We start from the raw sequence: 18,411 nt of genomic DNA, 5'->3' as shown, positions 1-18,411 counted from the left end.
GGTGCCTTTTCCCTTTATTTAAGGAAGAGTGATTTCCCCTGATTCTCTGCGGATTTCAGAAAGACGCAAAAAAAGGGAATGACATATTATGATGTCATCCCCTTTTTTACGTTCTTAGGCATTAATATACCCAAGATGCCCCAATGATAATTAACAAAATAAAAAGAACTACGATTAACGCAAATCCTCCGCCGTATGCTCCAGACATGTACGCTTCCTCCTTTCTATTAGGAGAGCACAAGGTAACTCTCAGTACCCTATGCTCTTGTTTGAGGCTGGATTAGAGCCAAGCTGCACCTACAATGATTAATAAGATGAACAACACTACGATTAACGCAAATCCTCCGCCGTAAGCATTACCCATAACTTTCCACCTCCTTTAAAGAAGCGCTAATGTATCCTATTCAAATTCAAGTACTTTCGTTTAGGCATTTGTCATACTTCAGTTAATTTTTCTTAGCACAGATATGCTGCACCAACGATAATTAACAAGATGAACAGCACCACAATTAAGGCAAATCCAGAATTGTATCCACAGCTCATTTATATAACCTCCTTTTTTTCCTTCGGTTTATCATATGTAAGGGCCCTGAGAATTGGGTGTAGCAAATGCCCATTTTTGGTAAACTATATAGGATTTTTATTTTTTTCCATTTAAAAATGTGTTATAGTATGGTTTGTAGATTTAGACAAGCCTTCTAACAATATAAATAGTAGGAGTTGTTCAGCATGAAAAAATGGATTATATCCGTTACGCTAGCAACAAGCGTAATTGGACTAGCTGGTTGTAATGGTGATGGCGGTGATAATGGAGATGTCGTTGCTAAAACAGAAGCTGGCGATATAACAAAAGATGAACTGTATAGTGCAATGAAGGAAAAATTCACTCCTCAGATGGAGCAAGCACTTCAAGAATTGGTGTACACAAAAGTTCTATCTGAAGACTTTAAAGTGTCAAAAGAAGAAGTGGATGAAAAATTTAAAGAGGCAAAAGATCAGCTAGGACCACAGTTTGAGATGTTTTTGCAGCAATATAACTTAGATGAAAAGTCCTTTAAAGAATACTTAAAACTTCAGCTTTTACAAGAAAAAGCAGCTACAGCTGATGTAAAGATTTCTGAAGATGAATTGAAGAAGTATTATGAGAACTGGAAGCCAGAAATTGAAGTTCGTCATATCCTAGTGGATGATGAAAAAACGGCTAAAGAAGTAAAACAAAAGCTTAGTGAAGGGGCAAAATTCGAGGAACTTGCAACGGAATACTCAAAGGATCCTGGATCTGCTGAAAATGGCGGTAGCCTTGGATGGGTTGACAATCAAGGACGTCAAAATTTCGTACCAGAGTTCTCAAAAGCTCTAGAGACACTTAAAAAAGGAGAAGTGAGTGAACCGATAAAAACAGATTACGGTTATCACATTATCGAAGTTACAGATACAAAAGAAAAGAAATCCTTTGATAAAATGAAAAAAGAACTTGAAAAAGAAATGAAGCTTGCTGAAGTTACCCCTGAAAAAATTCAAAAGACGATGAAAGAACAAATTGAAAAAGCTGATTTAGATATTAAAGATAAAGATTTAGAAAAAGCATTTGATCAAGTCTTGAATCCACCTGAAACACCAGCTGTTCCTGAAGGAGGAGAAACACCAGCTCCTACAGATGAAGAACAGCCTAAGGATGATACAAAAGACGATAATTCTAAAGAAAAAACTGAAGAATAAAATACCAAAAGGAGAGGCTCATTTAGGCGCCTCTCCTTTTGGTATTTATTCAATGAATTTTTAATCCTTTATCAAGAAATCCCTCTACGTCGTTCTCTCTCGTCTTCAATTCGTTTTATATAGACTTCTCCCTCTTTTTCAATCCATTCATTTTCTGTTTCTCGTTCTTCCTTCGCGGCTCTAAGTGTCATAAAAGCACTAACAAAAATCCCTGCTACAATGAAATACATCCAAATAGGCAATGTCATTAATTCATTTCCCTCCTAAGCCTGTCCTTTTACCACAATATATGATTTATCCGAAAAAAAAATGACTTTTCAAATGAAAGTCATTTTCTTAATTGTATAAGAAATTATTAATATGTTGATAACTTTGAAATTAATTTGTCCTAATCTAGCTCCAGCGCCCAGCCCCTCGAGACATAAGCCAGGTCATGAAGGATGGGAAATGCACTCTTCCTTCATGACTCGACTTATGCTTGTTGGGGCTAAACAGGGCGCTTACACCTTTGTTCTTTCTATTTATGAAAACTCGGTTTATAAAATGAACGATTGTCCAATGCAAAAACTCTTTCTGTAAACTCACCAGGATTTGTACGATCTAATGCACGGTCTAACATATTCATTTTAGCATCTAAATTATCGATGTAATGAAGGATTTCTGCTTCTTTAATCATTGGAGGCTTTGGACTACCCCATTCTGCTTTTCCATGATGGCTAAGCACGAGATGTTGGAGAATCATAACTTCTTCTCCTTTAATATCTAGCTCTTCCGCCGCTTTACCGATTTCATTTACCATTATAGTTATATGACCTAATAGATTCCCTTCAACTGTATACGTTGTAGAAACAGGGCCTGATAATTCAATGACCTTTCCTAGATCGTGAAGAATTATACCTGAATATAGTAAGTCCTTATCTAATGATGAATATAAACCTGCAATCGCTTTAGAGAGATCCAGCATGGATACCACATGATAAGCAAGTCCTGAAACAAATTCATGATGATTCTTGGTCGCTGCAGGATATTCAAAGAATGCTTGTTGATATTTTTTAATTAAATGTCTTGTAATTCGTTGGATATTCGGGTTTTTCATCTCAAAAATATATTGAGTAATCTTACTAGTAATCTCATCGGTACTTATCGGAGCGGTTTCTAGAAAATCTGAAACTTTTACACTATCAGAGCTGTTCGTTGGACGAATTTGTCTAATTTTCAGCTGTGATTTACCTCGGTAGCTTTGAACATCACCAGATACTTTTACAATCGCTTGTGGAATGTATTGTTTTTCATCAATTTCTGACGAATCCCATAACTTTGCTTCCATTTCCCCACTTTTATCCTGAAGGATTAATGTGAGAAAAGGTTTACCAGTATTTGTTATTCCTTTAGTAGCATTCTTTATAAGCAAATACAATTCAATTGTGTCTCCAACCGCGAAATGAGTAATTCCTTTCATAGTTATTCCTCCGTATTTTCTCTTTTTTGTCAGTATACCATATCACCCTCGTAATTTCTTATACGGGTAATATCTTATTCTCCAAGCTAGATTGATAGTTAATAATTATTTCAATTTTAAAAAAATGGGTATCGATTAAGACCAAAAAGATCTAGAATCATATGTTTGGCAAATAAGAGAATGATGAGGGCGTCCTATATATTGAAGTTGCGGTTCCTTCTTTTAAGACAACCCCCACTAAACCTTTCCACCTTTATTTCCTAATCATAAATTATGATACTTCTTTCACTTTTCTCGCTTTCTGTGATATCCATATTTTCGTTAAGATAAGTCCAACAATCATAACAAATGCACCAAACAAATAAGGGATATGAATATTCCATTCGAATAGGGTCCCTGCTAAAAGTGGTCCTGCTACATTTCCTAGACTAAGAAATGAATTGTTCAGACCCATTATCATTCCTTGGCGATTCCCTGCTAGTTTGGAAATCAATGAGTTTAAGGATGGTCTGAGCATTGAGTTTCCAACAAAAAACACTGCGGTCGTAATAAGGATCCATGTCATATTGGTGGCAAGGGTCATGATTACAAAGCCAAAAGCACTGATAAGAAGTGAAATGGTTACTACTCGTTCTTCACCGAAAATCGCCGTCATTTTCCCTACTCCAACACCCTGTACGATCGTTCCAATGATTCCTATGATTAAAATAATGAACCCGACCTCTTGTGGTCCATAATCATATCTTTCTAATGCATAATAACTAAAGATAGACTGGAAATTAGCAAGTCCGAAACTCATAATAAAGACTAAAATAAGTAAAAAACCGACTGGACTCTTAAGTGCGGTTTTCATTAATACAAATTGATTTTCCTTTTTAACCTCAGGCTCCTTCTCTCTCTTTTCTTTCGGATAGGATTCGGGCAGAATGAGTATGGAAACAATGGCAGCAATTGTAGCGGCTATTCCTGCGAAGATAAATGGGTATGATAAATCAAACTCTGCCAGCCATCCCCCAATACCGGGTCCAATTACGATACCTAATCCCATTGCAGCTCCGAGGAAACCCATTCCTTGTCCACGTTTTTCCGGTTCAGTCACATCTGAAACATAAGCCATTGCAGTTGGCATAAGGGCAGACCCAAACATTCCTGCCATAATTCTTGACACAAACAACATCCATAGGCCAAGAGCAAAAGCAAATATAAATTCAGCGATGGCAAAACCTAAAAGTCCAATCGTAATGAGCGGTTTTCTTCCGATTTTATCGGAAAGTCTTCCCCAAACAGGAGCAAATAGGAACTGCATAAAAGCAAAGACCGCTACTAGTGCTCCTAACACTTTAGCATTTGCATTAAATTTCTCTACATAAAAAGGTAGAATCGGGATGACCAATCCAATCCCTACCATAACAATCAATAAATTAAAGCTTAACAAGGCAAGCGGTCCACTATTTTTGCCCATCTTTTTTTTCATAAACTTCTTATCCTTCTTTCTGAAATATATCCCATTTTATACAAAGTATATTTTATCCGTAAAGGTCTTGCTCCATTATCTATTCAATTGCTGAAAGCTAGAATTTGCAAGATTTTCAGTATGCAACTGATAAACATCCTTTTTCTGAAAAAGATGTTGTAAATGAGAATGGCAGGTAAAAAAGAACACCTGGTGTTCTTTCTTTAATTCCTGGATTAACTGGATTACAGCATTTGTCCTTTTTTTATCGAAATGGACAAAACCATCATCAATGATCATTGGGAACGGATAGTATTCAATTAGAATTTTAACAAGTGCAAACCTTAAAGCAACATAGACCTGCTCTTTTGTCCCTTGACTCAATTCACTTGGAGTAAAAATGATTCCGTCTCTACGTATTATTTCAAATACACTTTCATCGTTGAAATGAATATTTGTGTACTCTCCACAAGTTAAGATATGAAGGAACTCTTTAGCAGTTGTCATAAGCTTTGGAAGACGATCTCTTTTATATCTTTCGATTGTTTTTAATAATGCACCTTTAGCGACTGAATACATTGCCCATGTTTTTGCATCTTGGTTTAAGTCCGCTTTTATTTCTTGATATTGTTGAAGGAGCATTGAGTAGGAAGACCCTTCTTCTAATAAGGAAAGTTCGTATTCGATTTTAGCTAATTGCTCGAGCCCTTTTTCTTTTTGAGAAGTAAGGACCTCTAAGCTTTGAACAATGTGCTGATAGTCTACTTCTAAACTCTCTTTACTCGTTATTTTTTTCGTTTCCTTCAATAAATCCCTTCCAATCTGATGTTCTAGAAGTTGTAATCTTTCCTCGCGGCGTTTCGCCTCACTCCATTGTGCTTCCGCTCTTCGGAATTCTTCCTCATTACTAGCATCAACACTCTCTAAGAGCTTATTCATTTCTACCTTGATTTTGTCGATTTCAATTGAAACCTTGTCAATTTCATTCTTTATTCTTTCCTGTTCCTGTAAATATTGCTGATAGTAAACTCTTTTTTTATCTTCATTAAAGAGGTTATTCTTTACCTTTATTAGGCTTTCTTCCACTTCTTGTAGGGATATATCCGCATCACCCAATTCCTCTTTAAGTTCATTTAAAAATCCGTCTATTTTTGCTTCTAATGCTCCTACTTCTTCCTTCATCATTGAAAATTCATGGTATTTCCCAATAAGTTCTTTTATTTTTGAATAGGCATCAGATAATAGACTCCATGGGAGTGTTGAAGGTAGTTTTAAGGAGTGCTTTAATTCATCAATTTTTTCGTTAACTGCTGCTTTTTCTTTCAATATAGATGCTTCCTCTTCCAATAGTTGATTCAATTGATGTTCTTGACCTTCTAATTTCAGAATCCATTGTTTCCAAGATTCTCTTATACTTATTTGTTCCTTTACTTTAGCTTGACTCTTAGCAAGATTGCTATTGTCGACACTTTCTGCATTACTGAGCCGGTTTTCAAACTCTTGTGCTTTTTTCTTTAAACGAGAAAGTTCTTGTTCGTTTAAATCATCTTTATTTTTAAAGAAAAAGAGATATACACTCGAAATAAATGCAAACATTGATACCATCGCGATCAACCATTGATCGGTAAAGCCTCCCCATGCACCGAGTACTAGAAGTAGGATAGTAATAATCGATTCTCCTATTTTCGGCTGTGATTTCCTTCCCTTTTGTTCTTCAAAATCAATTTGCTCCCGTATGAATTGATACTGTGACTTTACCGATTCAATCTCTTCAAATTGTTTTAATGAATATGAAATCTCTTGAAACTCCTTCTCAGGAAGGAGATCTTTTTCAAGATCTTCACAGCGACTCTCAATATATCGAAGTTCTCTACGTTCTCTTTCAATCGATTTAGTTAGTTGTTCTTCAACTGTTTCTATCCGACTAATCCTCTTAATAAGATCTTGTACCTTTTCTGTTGTCATCATACTAGTATCAATCTCATTTAGAGGCAGGTAATGGCTTAACCCAAGCTCGCGTTTATGTTCGTCCATCATCTCTTCGTAGCGATGTAGTTTTCGCTTGTTTTCAGCAAGGAGATCTCTCCATTTTAAGAATAAAGGTTGTTTGTCTATTATAGCTATCAGCCTTGTTTTCCTTTTCATTATGAATGGGTCCGGCTCATTTTTTTCAAGTTCGATATTTAACTGCTTTTGTCTTTCTTTATTGACTTCTTGAGATGCATCTAGTTCCCGGAGTCTCTCCTGCCATTTTTCGTATCTTTTCACTCCATCTACAGGAAAATCAGGTGCCTTGTTTATTGAAGTATGCTTTATTAAATGGTGATACTCTTCAACTAAACTCCATGAATCTAACCATTGTTTTACTCTTTGTTTCTTCTGATCTAAATCATTGATTTCAAGATTTATTTCTTTTACATCGGCAGATACTCTTTCCAGCTGCCCGATATGAAGGCTATAATCCTTATTTTTCTCTTTAGCTTTTTGAAGTTTATACTCCAATTCCCGTATCCTAGTAAGCTTCTCATTAATAATCGGTTTACGTCCAGCTTTTTTAAAAAGCCCATCCATCTCCTTTTGCCATTGATTTTCTAATTGTAATAACAGATCCGTCCCCGTTAGTCCAGCACTGAATAAATAACGGTTAATGTCTTCCTCTTTCAAACGGTGTAGATTTTGCAGTCCATGGATATTAAAAGAGAAAATGCTTTGATAGGTGGTTTTATCCATTCCATTTAGAATTTTCTTTAATCCTTCCTCTCCTTCTGTTCTTCCATCTTCATGAATGACTGTTACATCTCCTGCTGCTTTCCCCATGGTCCTCTCAATAGTCACCAGTCCAAGTTGCTCCAATTCAACCGTCAATTGCCCCCCATATTTGGAGTGGGTTTTCGGTTCATACCTTGGTTCATTCTGCTGCTTTGTTGGAAAGCCAAACAGAATACTATGGATAAAAGACATGATGGTTGATTTTCCAGCCTCATTTTCCCCATAGATGACCTGAATATCATCAATCAAATCCAGCTTGAAATTTTCTAATTTTCCGTATCCATATATATAAATCTCCTTGATCTTCATACAGCTTCACTCCTTTCTATCGACTCTCCCCAAGGAGTATAGAATTTGTCATAGACTTTACATCGTTAAGTAGTCCTTCTTTTTCTTCATCACTTAAAGTTTCTAAGTATCGAAATGCTTGTGGATGTTGATATAGGTCACTTAAAAACCTTTCCCAATCTTCATCTATCCACTCATCGAAGATTTGTAAATAGGTATGAATAAACGATTGCTGATCATCTGAATTTATCTTAATCTCTTTATTCTCTATCTTTAATTGATGAATCCATACAAAATCTTGATGTAGCTCTTCACCGTCTTGTAACGCTTGTACCATTTCACCATTATTTATTCTGTCATGGATGGCTTGTGGAAGATGATCCGCATCTTGTAATTTCATTTCTAAAAAAATCCCGCCGAATTTCCTATAGGATTCAATTGTTTCTTTTATGAGGTCATATACCTCACTAAGATGATGGACATTTTTCAGAGAAATGGAAACCTCTTCAAATCGGATCTCATTCGTCGTTATAAAATTAAGTTCACTTTCGTTTTTTGTTAAGTGAACCTCATAACACCCTTTAGGCCCAGTCTCCTTTGAATGTCTACCTTGAATATTCCCTGGATAAACTATAGGGGGGATGGAAGATAACTCACTTCTAGTATGAATATGACCGAGAGCCCAATAGTCATATTGCTTCGTTTTCATTTCTGCTATAGTAAAAGGGGCATATTTTTCATGGGAGGTTTTCGAATTTCCTTCGCTGCCATGCAGGAGCCCAATATGGTAGTCGTCATTAGATGCAGCAATCGGATAATGTTGAAGCTGATTCTCGACAATATGCCGTTTTCCATAACTGAAACCATATAGATGAACCATTTGACCATTTTTTGTAGAATAAGTCATTTTCTCCACTCGGTCCCCAAAAATATGAACGTTTTCAGGCATTTCCATTTCCAGCAGCCGACTACCTAGGAAATCATGATTTCCATGTATTACGAAGGCTGGGATACCGATCTCATTTAATCTTTGAAACTGTTCTCTTAACCTAGCCTGTGCTTTGATGCTTCGATCTTCTTCATCAAATAAATCACCCGAAATGAGCACGAAATCAACCTTACTCGAGATTGCTTTATCTATGATTCTTTTAAATGATTGAAAAGTACTTTCCATAATTCTTTTATATAATTTTTGCGGGAGTTGTCTCAAACCTTTAAATGGACTATCTAAATGTAAATCCGCACTATGTATAAATTTTATTTTTTCCATAATAATTTAGCCTCCCATACGAATACATGTTCTCTCCTTTCCATTATAGCCTAAAATCGATAAAAAATTAGGGGGGAAAAGCAAATTATTATTACCTCTAAATAAAAGACGACTGTCCCGTAAGCGTTCGAAATCCACATTGTTTCCATATATAGAAGATTTCTTATAGATTCTTCTATAATGAAGTAAAGGTTCCGGACATCTTTGGGCAGTCGCTTCACATTATTTATTTTTTGTTAGCTCAATCGCTTTTTTGATATCTTTAAACGAATTTGACTTACCATACATCAATACTCCTCCACGATATACACGTGCACCAAACCATCCTAACACAAGAATTGAAAGGAGCAATATACCCATTCCAAGGATTGGTTCCCAAGCAGCGATATTTAGCATCCCTACACGTAAGAACATAACCATTGGAGTGAAGAATGGAATATAAGATGAAATCGTAATAAATGTTGATTCAGGATTTCCAAGACCAAACATGGCGATAAAAAAGCCAATCATGACAAGGAAGGTCATTGGCATAATCATTTGTTGAACGTCTTCAATTCTACTTACAAGAGATCCGAGTAAAGCGGCAAGGGTTGCATAAAGGAAGAAACCTAATAGGAAAAAGATCCCTGCATAGACAATTAATGAAATCGAAGTGTCTGCAAACCCTAACCCTTCAAAGAAACCTCCCACCATTTCTTCTTTATTTCGACTAATGGCAAAATAACCTGCTGCTAACAGGACTGCTAGCTGTGTTAATCCTACAAGCCCTATCCCGAGAATTTTTGCAAACATTTGTTTAACTGGTGAAACGCTTGAGATTAAAATCTCCATGACTCGGGAAGACTTTTCTGTTGCCACCTCCATTGCTGTCATATTCGCATAGACAATAACAGAAAAGTAGATAAAGAATAATAGCACATAGACAATTCCTCGTGCCTCACTTAGCTCTTCTTCTGATTTAGCCCCTTCAACTAGAGCCTCTCTCTCAAAAGAAGGCGGGGTGTTTAAAGATTGTAGTTCTTCATTGGATAAATTTAATTGTTTAGCTGCTTGCTCATTTTTCACAGCTTGGAGACTATTGAATAAGTCTGTCCACACTTCAGAATTTGATATAGAAGTCGATTTATAAACTGCTTGTGGTAAATCATTCTGATCCTGAGATAGGATTAAATATCCCTCGTATTCTCCTTCTTTCACTTCATTCTCAAGAATTTTTTCATCTTTCGATACTTTTTCTATTTCGATTTCCTTATTTAATTGGGCTAGCTGTGTTGAAAATGGCTCATATAGATTACCCTCATCAAGAACAGCAACCTTTGGGGGTTCATCCTCTCCCGTTACACTTGTAACCACGTTCTCAAAATTTACTAATAAGAAAATAGCTGCTACGACAATAACCGTTGTTAAAATAAATGATTTTGTTTTTAACTTTGAAAAATAGGAGTGTGATAGCATGAGCCAAAAATTATTCATAGGAAGTTCCCACCTTTTCAATGAAAATATCGTTAAGTGAAGGCTCTTCAAGCTCAAACTTTCGAAGAAAACCTTTTTGCACGACTTCCTTAAATAGCTCTTCTGCTATTTGCTCGGACTCCACTTGAAGCTGTACACCTTCTGTCGTTTTCTTCAATCTCACAACACCAGTGAATTTCTCTAAATAAGTAAAATCAAAGTCAGCATGTATTGTGACGTTTTTCTTTCCAAACGATCTCTTAATATCCTTAAGACTCCCATGAACAACTGGTTTGCCTTGATGCATAATACACAAATTCTCACAAAGCTCTTCTACATGCTCCATTCGGTGACTCGAAAATACGATTGTCGTTCCACTGTCTTTAATATCTTGCACAGCTGCTTTTAACTGTTCTACGTTAACAGGGTCTAAACCACTAAATGGTTCATCTAATATCAGCAGCTTCGGTTTATGAATCACAGACGCAATGAATTGAATTTTTTGCTGATTTCCTTTTGAAAGTTCTTCTATTTTTTTGGATGCATTTTCAGGTACATTAAACCTTTGTAACCAGTAATCTAACTCTTTCTCTGCATTTTGCTTACTCATTCCTCTTAGTCTGGCTAAATAAACAATCTGATCTTTGACTTTTAGCTTAGGATATAACCCTCTTTCTTCTGGAAGATACCCTATGTATGGACTCGTAGAATAATTGATTTCTTTCCCGTTCCACGTTATCGCACCATATGATGGATCGAGCAATCCAAGAATCATTCTAAATGTGGTTGTTTTTCCTGCTCCATTTGCCCCAAGGAAACCAAACATCTCTTTTTCAGGTATGGTAATACTAAGGTCATCTACAGCAGTAAACTTTCCGAATCTTTTTGTTACCTTTTGTATGCTTAATGTCATTCTTTTTCCCTCCCACTTTTTTATACGAATGAAACTCATAAAAGGTTCAAATATCCAGTGAAAAATTCACAATCATAATAAGACTATTCAAACTCTATAATTTATGCAAAAATAATAGTAACTATCAGAATTTTTTCATAAAGGGGTAATAAAGGTGATGACTTACAAAATAACAGTGTTTGAAGCTAATGGAGAGAAATTATTAGAAGATTCATTTGAAGCTGGATCTGAAAAAGAAGCTAAAGAACTTGGAGAAAAAATACTAGAAGAGAAAGGTTATCTAGATCATACTCATAGAGTAACCTCTCCGTTAGGGAAATTGGTTTTGTTTCATGTGTAGAGGATATTCTTGCAAACCTTCATTTCATTTTTAATTAACAATTTTAAAAAGCGACCTTTTGACGAGGGTCGCTTTTGGTTATCATTCCTTTAATTCTTTAAAATTAGGATTGTCTGCTTTTTAATTCAAATAGATAATACACATAATCTGTAGGTGTTCCCTTATATCCTAGCTGTCTCAAAATAGCTGTAATGTTTCCCCTATGATAGGTTCCATGGTTCGCTACATGCTGAAGGAGTTCTGCATAGCTTACTGACCACGATCCGTAACTAGGATGGTTTATGGTAATTCGATCATTCACGTCATCTAATTGCTGAATAAATGTTTTGTATTCCTCACTTACTTGCAGATAATCTTTTTCTAAAACTTCCGTACTTCTACCGAGATTTTCGTTATTTAATTGTTGAACAGCTTCAAGGGTTTTATCGAAGCTCTCACCTTTCATTGTTTTTAACCAAACAAAATCTGTCCGGTACATGTGAGAAAGCGTATCGTATAAAGACGGAAAAACACTTTGGACATCTTTGTATGTAACTTCAGAAGGAAGCTCCTTTAAATGGTTAAAAACTAGGGTATTTGCCCACAAATGATAGTCAAAGAACTGTATCGTTTGATTCATCATTTTTCCTCCTATATTCTTTATTTCCCTGTAAACACCGGCTTTCTCTTCTCAACAAATGCTTGGATGCCTTCTTTGTGATCCTCTGTTTGTCTCATTAGCCACTGCGCATGTTTTTCTTCTTCTAGAATCACTTCTAGCTTTGGTCGGGTCATCTTTAGATAAATTTCTTTCGTTTTAACCATTGCTACTATTGGCTTTTGTAAACATTGCTGGACATAGTGATCAATGGATTGTTTAAGTTTACCTGTAACAGCTGCTTCATCTACAAGACTTAGCTTTAATGCTTTCTGCCCATTAACGATACTCCCATTCCATATGAGTTTTTTTGCTTGAGCAACACCCAATCGCTCACTTAAATGAAAATGGCCACCTCCATCTGGAATAAGTCCGATTCCGATAAAGTTCATTGCTAGCTTACTATCATCTTCACAAATCAAGTAATCACACGCTAGTGCCAAGCTTAAGCCAAGTCCAGCTGCTGTACCGTGGATTCCAGCCACTGTCATTTTTTTCATAGAATAAAGAGTCAATACTAATTCATTGATCGTGTCCATGATTGAGAAAAATTGTTCTTCTCCTCCGAGGGCTAACATTTCTTTAATGTCTCCTCCGGAAGAAAAACCCTTTCCTTCTCCTTTAATGACTAGGATCCCTATTTCATTGTCCTTTTCAAGCTCTTTTAAGCACTGTAGTAGCTCCCTAATCATTAAAACATTCATTGCATTTAAAGCATGAGGTCGATTTAATGTTAAATAGGCAACCTTATTTTCTTTCATTAAATTAAGCGTTTCGTATGTAGATGTGATGGTTTCCATAAAAAATCCCTCCCTAATATAAGAATATCCTAAATTTTACTAGGGGGAAATGATACTATATTGAATTTTTTAAAGTTTTTAATTTCGGTATTTAATTAATATATAAAAAGAAGGAGACAACATCTCTATATCACCTCCTTTCTCTGTCTATTATACTTTTTTCAACTCACCCTTAACCTGTTCGCGAAGAGTCCGCTTTAAAAACTTTCCAACAGAAGTCTTTGGAATTTCTTTCATAAATAAAATATCGTCTGGAAGCCACCACTTCGCAAATTGTGGCTCTAGAAACTCCAATAGCTCTTTTTTCGTTACTGCTTCATCCTCTTTTAGGACAACGCATGCTATCGGTCTTTCCTGCCACTCTTCATGTGGAACAGCCACTACTGCAGCTTCAAATACACTTTCATGTGCCATTAAACTATTTTCTAAGTCGACAGAAGAGATCCATTCTCCACCTGATTTAATCAAATCTTTTGTTCTATCGACTATTTTGATATATCCCATCTCATCAATTGTTACGACATCGCCCGTATAGAGCCATCCATCACGAAAGGCGTCTTTAGTTCTTTCATCCCTATAATATTCTGATGCAATCCATGGGCCCCTAATCGTTAATTCACCCATTTCACTGCCATTCCACTCAACTTCCCCATCCTTCCCTACTACTCTCATCTCAAGTCCTGGTACAAGCATCCCTTGTTTAGACTTTATTTCTAGACGGTCTTCCTTGTTACAACGATCATTCTCGCTTTTAATAGAGGCAACTGTGGCTAGTGGACTTGTTTCTGTCATTCCATATGCATGTATGAAAGGAATACCATGTTTTTGTTCAAAGGCTTTTATCATTCCTTTTGGTGCAGCGGCTCCTCCGCATAGGATCGATCGCATATTCGAAAGGTCGTATTGATGTTCATCGAGTTCTTTTAAAAGTCCTAGCCAAATCGTTGGAACTCCTGCAGTAATCGTTACTTTTTCATTTTGCATTAGTTCAGCCAATATTTTCGGTGTAAAATATGGACCCGGTAAAACCTGTGTCGTTCCAAACCAAACTGCCGCAAATGGAAGCCCCCATGCATTCACATGGAACATAGGTACAACTGGCAAAGCTATATCCCGTTCACATACACCTGTTGTATCTGCTAATCCTAGAGCCATACTATGTAAGACAATGCCTCTATGGGAATAAACAACCCCTTTTGGATTTCCGGTGGTAGCACTTGTATAGCACATACCAGCAGGAGCATTTTCATCTAAATCGTTTCGAAAGCGGTAGCTAGGGTTACCTTCATTAATAATATCTTCATAGTGATAAACGGGTTGTAGTGAGGTTGGTGGAAGCTCTTCTTTATCGGTCATGATAATAAACGCCTTAACCGTTTTTAGTTGATGTTGAATCGCTTCTACAAGAGGAACAATGTCTGAATCAATAATAAGAACTTTATCTTCTGCATGGTTGATGATATAGTTCACATGTTGAGGAGATAACCGAATATTAATCGTGTGTAAGACAGCACCGCTACAAGGGATAGCAAAATAGGCTTCTAAATGCCGGTGGTGATTCCAAGCCAATGTACCTACTCGATCTCCTTCTTTAATACCTAATTTCTCTAAGCCACTTGCGAGTCTCCTCGTTCTTTCAACCATTTCCTTATAAGTAAAACGATGAATTCCGCTTTCTGTCCGAGAAATAATTTGCTTGTTCGGATAGTACTTTTCCACCCTTTCAATCATTTGTGTTAATAACAAAGGAGTATTCATCATATTCATTTCCCCCTAAAAATCATCATTTTGGCTTTGTTTAAAGAATAACTGTTAAATAGGTCTTTTCATCCCTTCCTAAATTTTATTTACTACGTCATTACTACTATAAACTTTCGGGATTATTCACAAAAAATCCTTCTAAAGTTCGTTTGAAATTTCTGATAATTTAAGTTAGAATAAGACAAAATTCGATATCTAAAGGATGGGTGTTATGTCATATTTCGCCAAATATAACCTTCTCAGGTTACTGTCCTATGGATTATTATTTATTGTTATTTTTAGAGATGTTCTGCCATTTCTTTCACTAAACAACGTGGTTGTCATCATTGGTGTCATCATTTTTTTTGTAACGGGAATATACTCGCCAAGTGTAGTGGGAAAGCTTACCCCGAATCTTGAGATGCGAATTGATGTGTTATGGGCACTTTTATTTGGATTGATTAGCTTTATTGGCATTACACAAGGCACGCTGCTCACTTCCCACTCATCCTCAGATAAGGTTACCTTTATTGCTGTAATCGGACTTGTCGTCATGCTTCGTATTGTCTGGAGCTATTTTCGGATTTATAAATCAGAGCATCATAAAATATACTCTTAATGAGAAAATCGGGACTTTCCCAAATGGATACCAATAATACTTCTCCATATAAAAGTTTGTAAGAGCTTCCTTCATATGGAGGTTCTTGGTCCCCTTAATTTTAGGACTGTCCCGTTCTATCTAAGAAAATAATTCATTTAAGATGTTAATTTTCTTTTCCGTATAGTCTTTAAACCCTAAATTATAGGCATTGGGTTCCTTTGGATTAGCAAACTGAGTGATCTTTCCTGTTTTAGGATCGATGAATTTACTTGCTGCCCCGCATCCTATCCCAATAATTGTTTGAACCTCTTCCATGATGATGATGTTATACAAACTCTCCTGATTGGGAAATGCATAGCCTACATTCTCTAGATTACCGAGAATATTTTTTTGTCGGTAGAGATAATATGGTTCATAGCCTTGTTCAGTTGTCCACATTTCCGCAAGCCTCATCATTCTCTCTATTTCTTCTCGATCTGCCACCTTGTATTTTTCTTTATTCTTGGTCATTTCGGATGCGCGCTTGAAAGATAAAGTATGAACTGTAAGAGATTCAGGCAAAAGCTTTTTCGTTTCATCTAATGTATATTGAAACTCGTTTACCGTTTCACCTGGTAAACCAATAATCAAATCCATATTAATATTACTCATACCCATTTCTCGAGCTAAATGATATTTATCAATCGTTTCTTCAACTGTATGATGTCGACCAATGGCTTGTAAGGTTTCTTGAATATAGGATTGAGGATTAATGGAAATCCTATCAATATTCCACTTATTTAATACCTCTAGTTTTTCAGGGGAAATTGTATCTGGCCGACCGGCTTCCACTGTTATCTCTCTCACACTCTTCACATTTGGAAAGGAACGATACATTTCTTCATATAGTGCATTCATTTCTTCTGCTGTAATCGATGTAGGAGTACCTCCGCCATAATAAATGGTCGTTATGCCAATGCCTTTTTCTTTAAGCCATCTTCCCACTTCCTGTATTTCATAATGAAGCCCAGCAAGGAAAGAATCAACTCTTCCCTGTTTACCTAGAATCGCATAGGCAGGAAATGTACAATAGGCACATTTGGTTGGGCAGAAAGGGATTCCAATATAGATACTTACTTCATGTTTTAGGTCATAAAGATCTGGGATGACAGAGAGCTGGCGATCTACGATTCTTTCCATAAGGTCAATCTTTTCATCAGTAATCTGATAGTCTTCTTTTAGTTTATTACGAGTAACTTCTTTATTAATGCCTTCTCTTCTGCTTTTATGTAGAAGTTTAGTCGGTCTAATTCCCGTTAGAATTCCCCACTTTTGCCGAATTCCGGAATAATCCTGTAAAACATTTAAGTAAACATGGGAAATGGCATTTTTCAGTTGCTTAAATCGTTCTTTTTCATTATTCGAAGGAATAAATTCCTTTTCAAACTTGGCATGAATTTGTTCTGCTTTGTATTTTATGGATAATACTGCTTCTGATTTAATTTTTTTATCGATGTCCAGGTGAAAATCAATAATTATATCAGCATCTTCTAAGTGTTCACGGAATACCTTTGGTTCTTCAAAAAATAAATTAGCAATGAGCTGCAGTGGACGTTGAAATCGTTCATCATTTAGTCCGTTAATTTGTATATTCACAATCATTCACCTTTCACGTTCAGGTTTTAGCTTTTACTAGTGTACTGAAAGTGATGGTGTGGGTCAATGGCTATTGATTTGAGTAAGAAATATTTATGAGCTCCTTTTTTCAGTATCCGATAATATCCATATAAAAAGCCTAAAAGGATCGTTACTTCCCTTCAGGCTCACTTTTTCTATTTAATCACATTCATTTTCTTTAAAAAGTCAATTGGGTGTTGCTTTCTAAATAATTCCTTGACCATATACTGTACACCATTTTGTGCTTCAGTTCTTGTAATCCAGTCCGCTGCTTCTTTCACTTCCTTTGGGGCATTTCCCATGGCAACACCCAGGCCACAGCATTCCATTAGTGAAATATCATCTATCTTGCTTCCCACCATCACCACTTGTTCACGGGTGATTCCTAGCCTCTCACATAAGTAGAGAAGTCCGCGAAGTTTGGATACCCCCTTTGCTACAATATCCATTTTACCTTCTCCACGATGAATACATTCAACTTCATCGTACATACCATTTAAGGCAAGTCCCGCTTCCTCCGCTTCCTCATTTGTAGAAAAGGCTACTTCAATTTTAGGTGTAGCCACTGGTTTTTCTACTAAATGATCACTAAGTGATTCTACATAATGTTTTCCATAAAAGAGCTTAGAATCTCTTTGCCAGGAGATTTTGCCTAGCATCGAGCTATCGGTTTCTCGTTGATTCATGACCGTAAATTTTTCGTGGACGATGGCAATTTGAACATTAAATCTTTCGAGAAAATTCACGACTTCATAAGTAATATCTTCATTAATTTTATTTACAAATAGTGGTTTTTCAAGTTTTGAGGCGATATATGCTCCACTATGGGTCACGATATACCCTTCAATTTTCAAAGCCTTAGCTAATCGTTTTGATGTTGAAAAGTTGCGGTTTGTAACAAGTGTGACATGTATTCCTTTGCTTTGTGCATATTCGATTGCTGCTTTACTTTCTTTATTTAATCGGCCATTATGATTTAATAATGTTCCGTCAATATCCATTGCGAGCATACGATAAATCATAGATGTTCCCCCTCTATATGGTGTCTAGTGCTTTTTATACATTTATGACTTAAACAAGGCTTTTATGACAAGTTCACACTTATTTAATATGAAAAGCAGAAAAGTCAAAACGAAGAAGCATACTCAAAATACATCCTATGTAATACTCACCCCTCCAGAAGCATTTCTTCGATCACGGACTTCAGCACTATCTTGCAAGGAGCACAGGGGTCCGTCACTCCCAAGGAAAACCAATATAAATGAAAATGAACTACTTGTTCATCTAAAAGCCCACTCCTTCATGGGAGGGACT

The 18,411-nt window shown here is 36.3% G+C and carries 18 protein-coding genes; 3 read left to right on the top strand and 15 right to left on the bottom strand.

Annotated elements, in window-relative coordinates; all coding sequences use genetic code 11:
- Window positions 1-121: 121 nt before the first annotated feature.
- The 3 genes from JOC86_RS14545 to JOC86_RS14535 all read right to left on the bottom strand — a co-directional run bounded on the left by JOC86_RS14545 (window position 122) and on the right by JOC86_RS14535 (window position 543).
- Window positions 122-208, bottom strand: coding sequence for a YjcZ family sporulation protein (locus JOC86_RS14545; protein ID WP_205174231.1), 87 nt, complete (start codon window positions 206-208; stop codon window positions 122-124).
- Window positions 209-280: 72 nt separating this feature from the next.
- Window positions 281-364: a YjcZ family sporulation protein gene (locus JOC86_RS14540; RefSeq protein WP_032089274.1), complete on the bottom strand. Its 84-nt coding sequence runs from the start codon at window positions 362-364 to the stop codon at window positions 281-283.
- A gap of 92 nt (window positions 365-456) precedes the next feature.
- A complete protein-coding gene (locus JOC86_RS14535; RefSeq protein ID WP_205174230.1) occupies window positions 457-543 on the bottom strand; it encodes a YjcZ family sporulation protein in 87 nt (28 codons plus the stop codon).
- 186 nt (window positions 544-729) lie between these two features.
- On the opposite strand from JOC86_RS14535, the gene JOC86_RS14530 reads away from it, so the two are divergent.
- Complete coding sequence (locus JOC86_RS14530) at window positions 730-1,719, top strand: peptidylprolyl isomerase (protein ID WP_205173647.1); 990 nt, start codon at window positions 730-732, stop codon at window positions 1,717-1,719.
- 71 nt (window positions 1,720-1,790) lie between these two features.
- On the opposite strand, the gene JOC86_RS14525 is transcribed toward JOC86_RS14530, so the two are convergent.
- The 7 genes from JOC86_RS14525 to JOC86_RS14495 all read right to left on the bottom strand — a co-directional run bounded on the left by JOC86_RS14525 (window position 1,791) and on the right by JOC86_RS14495 (window position 11,323).
- Window positions 1,791-1,967, bottom strand: coding sequence for a sporulation YhaL family protein (locus tag JOC86_RS14525; protein ID WP_205173646.1), 177 nt, complete (start codon window positions 1,965-1,967; stop codon window positions 1,791-1,793).
- A 269-nt stretch (window positions 1,968-2,236) separates the two neighbouring features.
- Window positions 2,237-3,178 (bottom strand): 3'-5' exoribonuclease YhaM, encoded by a 942-nt coding sequence (gene yhaM / locus JOC86_RS14520; protein WP_205173645.1) that lies wholly within the window; start codon window positions 3,176-3,178, stop codon window positions 2,237-2,239.
- Window positions 3,179-3,449: 271 nt separating this feature from the next.
- A complete protein-coding gene (locus JOC86_RS14515; protein WP_205173644.1) occupies window positions 3,450-4,652 on the bottom strand; it encodes an MFS transporter in 1,203 nt (400 codons plus the stop codon).
- 75 nt (window positions 4,653-4,727) lie between these two features.
- Entirely contained in the window at window positions 4,728-7,709 is a 2,982-nt protein-coding gene (locus tag JOC86_RS14510) for an ATP-binding protein (protein ID WP_205173643.1), read from the bottom strand.
- Between the two features lie 16 nt (window positions 7,710-7,725).
- A complete protein-coding gene (locus JOC86_RS14505; RefSeq protein ID WP_205173642.1) occupies window positions 7,726-8,958 on the bottom strand; it encodes a metallophosphoesterase family protein in 1,233 nt (410 codons plus the stop codon).
- Between the two features lie 222 nt (window positions 8,959-9,180).
- Entirely contained in the window at window positions 9,181-10,431 is a 1,251-nt protein-coding gene (locus tag JOC86_RS14500; protein ID WP_205173641.1) for an ABC transporter permease, read from the bottom strand.
- Entirely contained in the window at window positions 10,424-11,323 is a 900-nt protein-coding gene (locus JOC86_RS14495) for an ABC transporter ATP-binding protein (RefSeq protein WP_205173640.1), read from the bottom strand. Before JOC86_RS14495 ends, JOC86_RS14500 begins: the two co-directional genes overlap by 8 nt.
- 157 nt (window positions 11,324-11,480) lie before the next feature.
- Here JOC86_RS14495 and JOC86_RS14490 point away from each other — a divergent pair, with 157 nt between their 5' ends.
- The gene (locus JOC86_RS14490; RefSeq protein ID WP_239587626.1) at window positions 11,481-11,663 is read left to right on the top strand and encodes a YhzD family protein; all 183 of its coding nucleotides are present in this window, start codon (window positions 11,481-11,483) and stop codon (window positions 11,661-11,663) included.
- A 103-nt stretch (window positions 11,664-11,766) separates the two neighbouring features.
- Here the strand turns inward: JOC86_RS14490 and JOC86_RS14485 are convergent, their stop codons facing one another.
- The 3 genes from JOC86_RS14485 to JOC86_RS14475 all read right to left on the bottom strand — a co-directional run bounded on the left by JOC86_RS14485 (window position 11,767) and on the right by JOC86_RS14475 (window position 14,861).
- Window positions 11,767-12,282 carry a DinB family protein gene (locus tag JOC86_RS14485; protein ID WP_205173638.1) on the bottom strand — a complete coding sequence of 172 codons (516 nt, stop codon included), beginning with the start codon at window positions 12,280-12,282 and terminating at the stop codon, window positions 11,767-11,769.
- 20 nt (window positions 12,283-12,302) lie between these two features.
- Entirely contained in the window at window positions 12,303-13,100 is a 798-nt protein-coding gene (locus tag JOC86_RS14480) for an enoyl-CoA hydratase (RefSeq protein ID WP_239587625.1), read from the bottom strand.
- 150 nt (window positions 13,101-13,250) lie between these two features.
- Window positions 13,251-14,861 (bottom strand): long-chain fatty acid--CoA ligase, encoded by a 1,611-nt coding sequence (locus tag JOC86_RS14475; RefSeq protein ID WP_205173637.1) that lies wholly within the window; start codon window positions 14,859-14,861, stop codon window positions 13,251-13,253.
- Window positions 14,862-15,072: 211 nt separating this feature from the next.
- On the opposite strand from JOC86_RS14475, the gene JOC86_RS14470 reads away from it, so the two are divergent.
- Window positions 15,073-15,459 carry a hypothetical protein gene (locus tag JOC86_RS14470; RefSeq protein WP_205173636.1) on the top strand — a complete coding sequence of 129 codons (387 nt, stop codon included), beginning with the start codon at window positions 15,073-15,075 and terminating at the stop codon, window positions 15,457-15,459.
- A gap of 120 nt (window positions 15,460-15,579) precedes the next feature.
- On the opposite strand, the gene JOC86_RS14465 is transcribed toward JOC86_RS14470, so the two are convergent.
- Window positions 15,580-17,082 carry a coproporphyrinogen III oxidase gene (locus JOC86_RS14465; RefSeq protein WP_239587624.1) on the bottom strand — a complete coding sequence of 501 codons (1,503 nt, stop codon included), beginning with the start codon at window positions 17,080-17,082 and terminating at the stop codon, window positions 15,580-15,582.
- Between the two features lie 170 nt (window positions 17,083-17,252).
- Complete coding sequence (locus JOC86_RS14460; RefSeq protein WP_205173634.1) at window positions 17,253-18,119, bottom strand: Cof-type HAD-IIB family hydrolase; 867 nt, start codon at window positions 18,117-18,119, stop codon at window positions 17,253-17,255.
- Window positions 18,120-18,411 lie beyond the last annotated feature (292 nt).

It is taken from the genome of Rossellomorea pakistanensis (assembly GCF_016908495.1).
Taxonomy (GTDB): Bacteria; Bacillota; Bacilli; order Bacillales; family Bacillaceae_B; genus Rossellomorea; species Rossellomorea pakistanensis.
The sequence above is the reverse complement of the archived record's forward strand: the minus strand, read 5'-3'. Positions and strand labels throughout refer to the sequence as shown.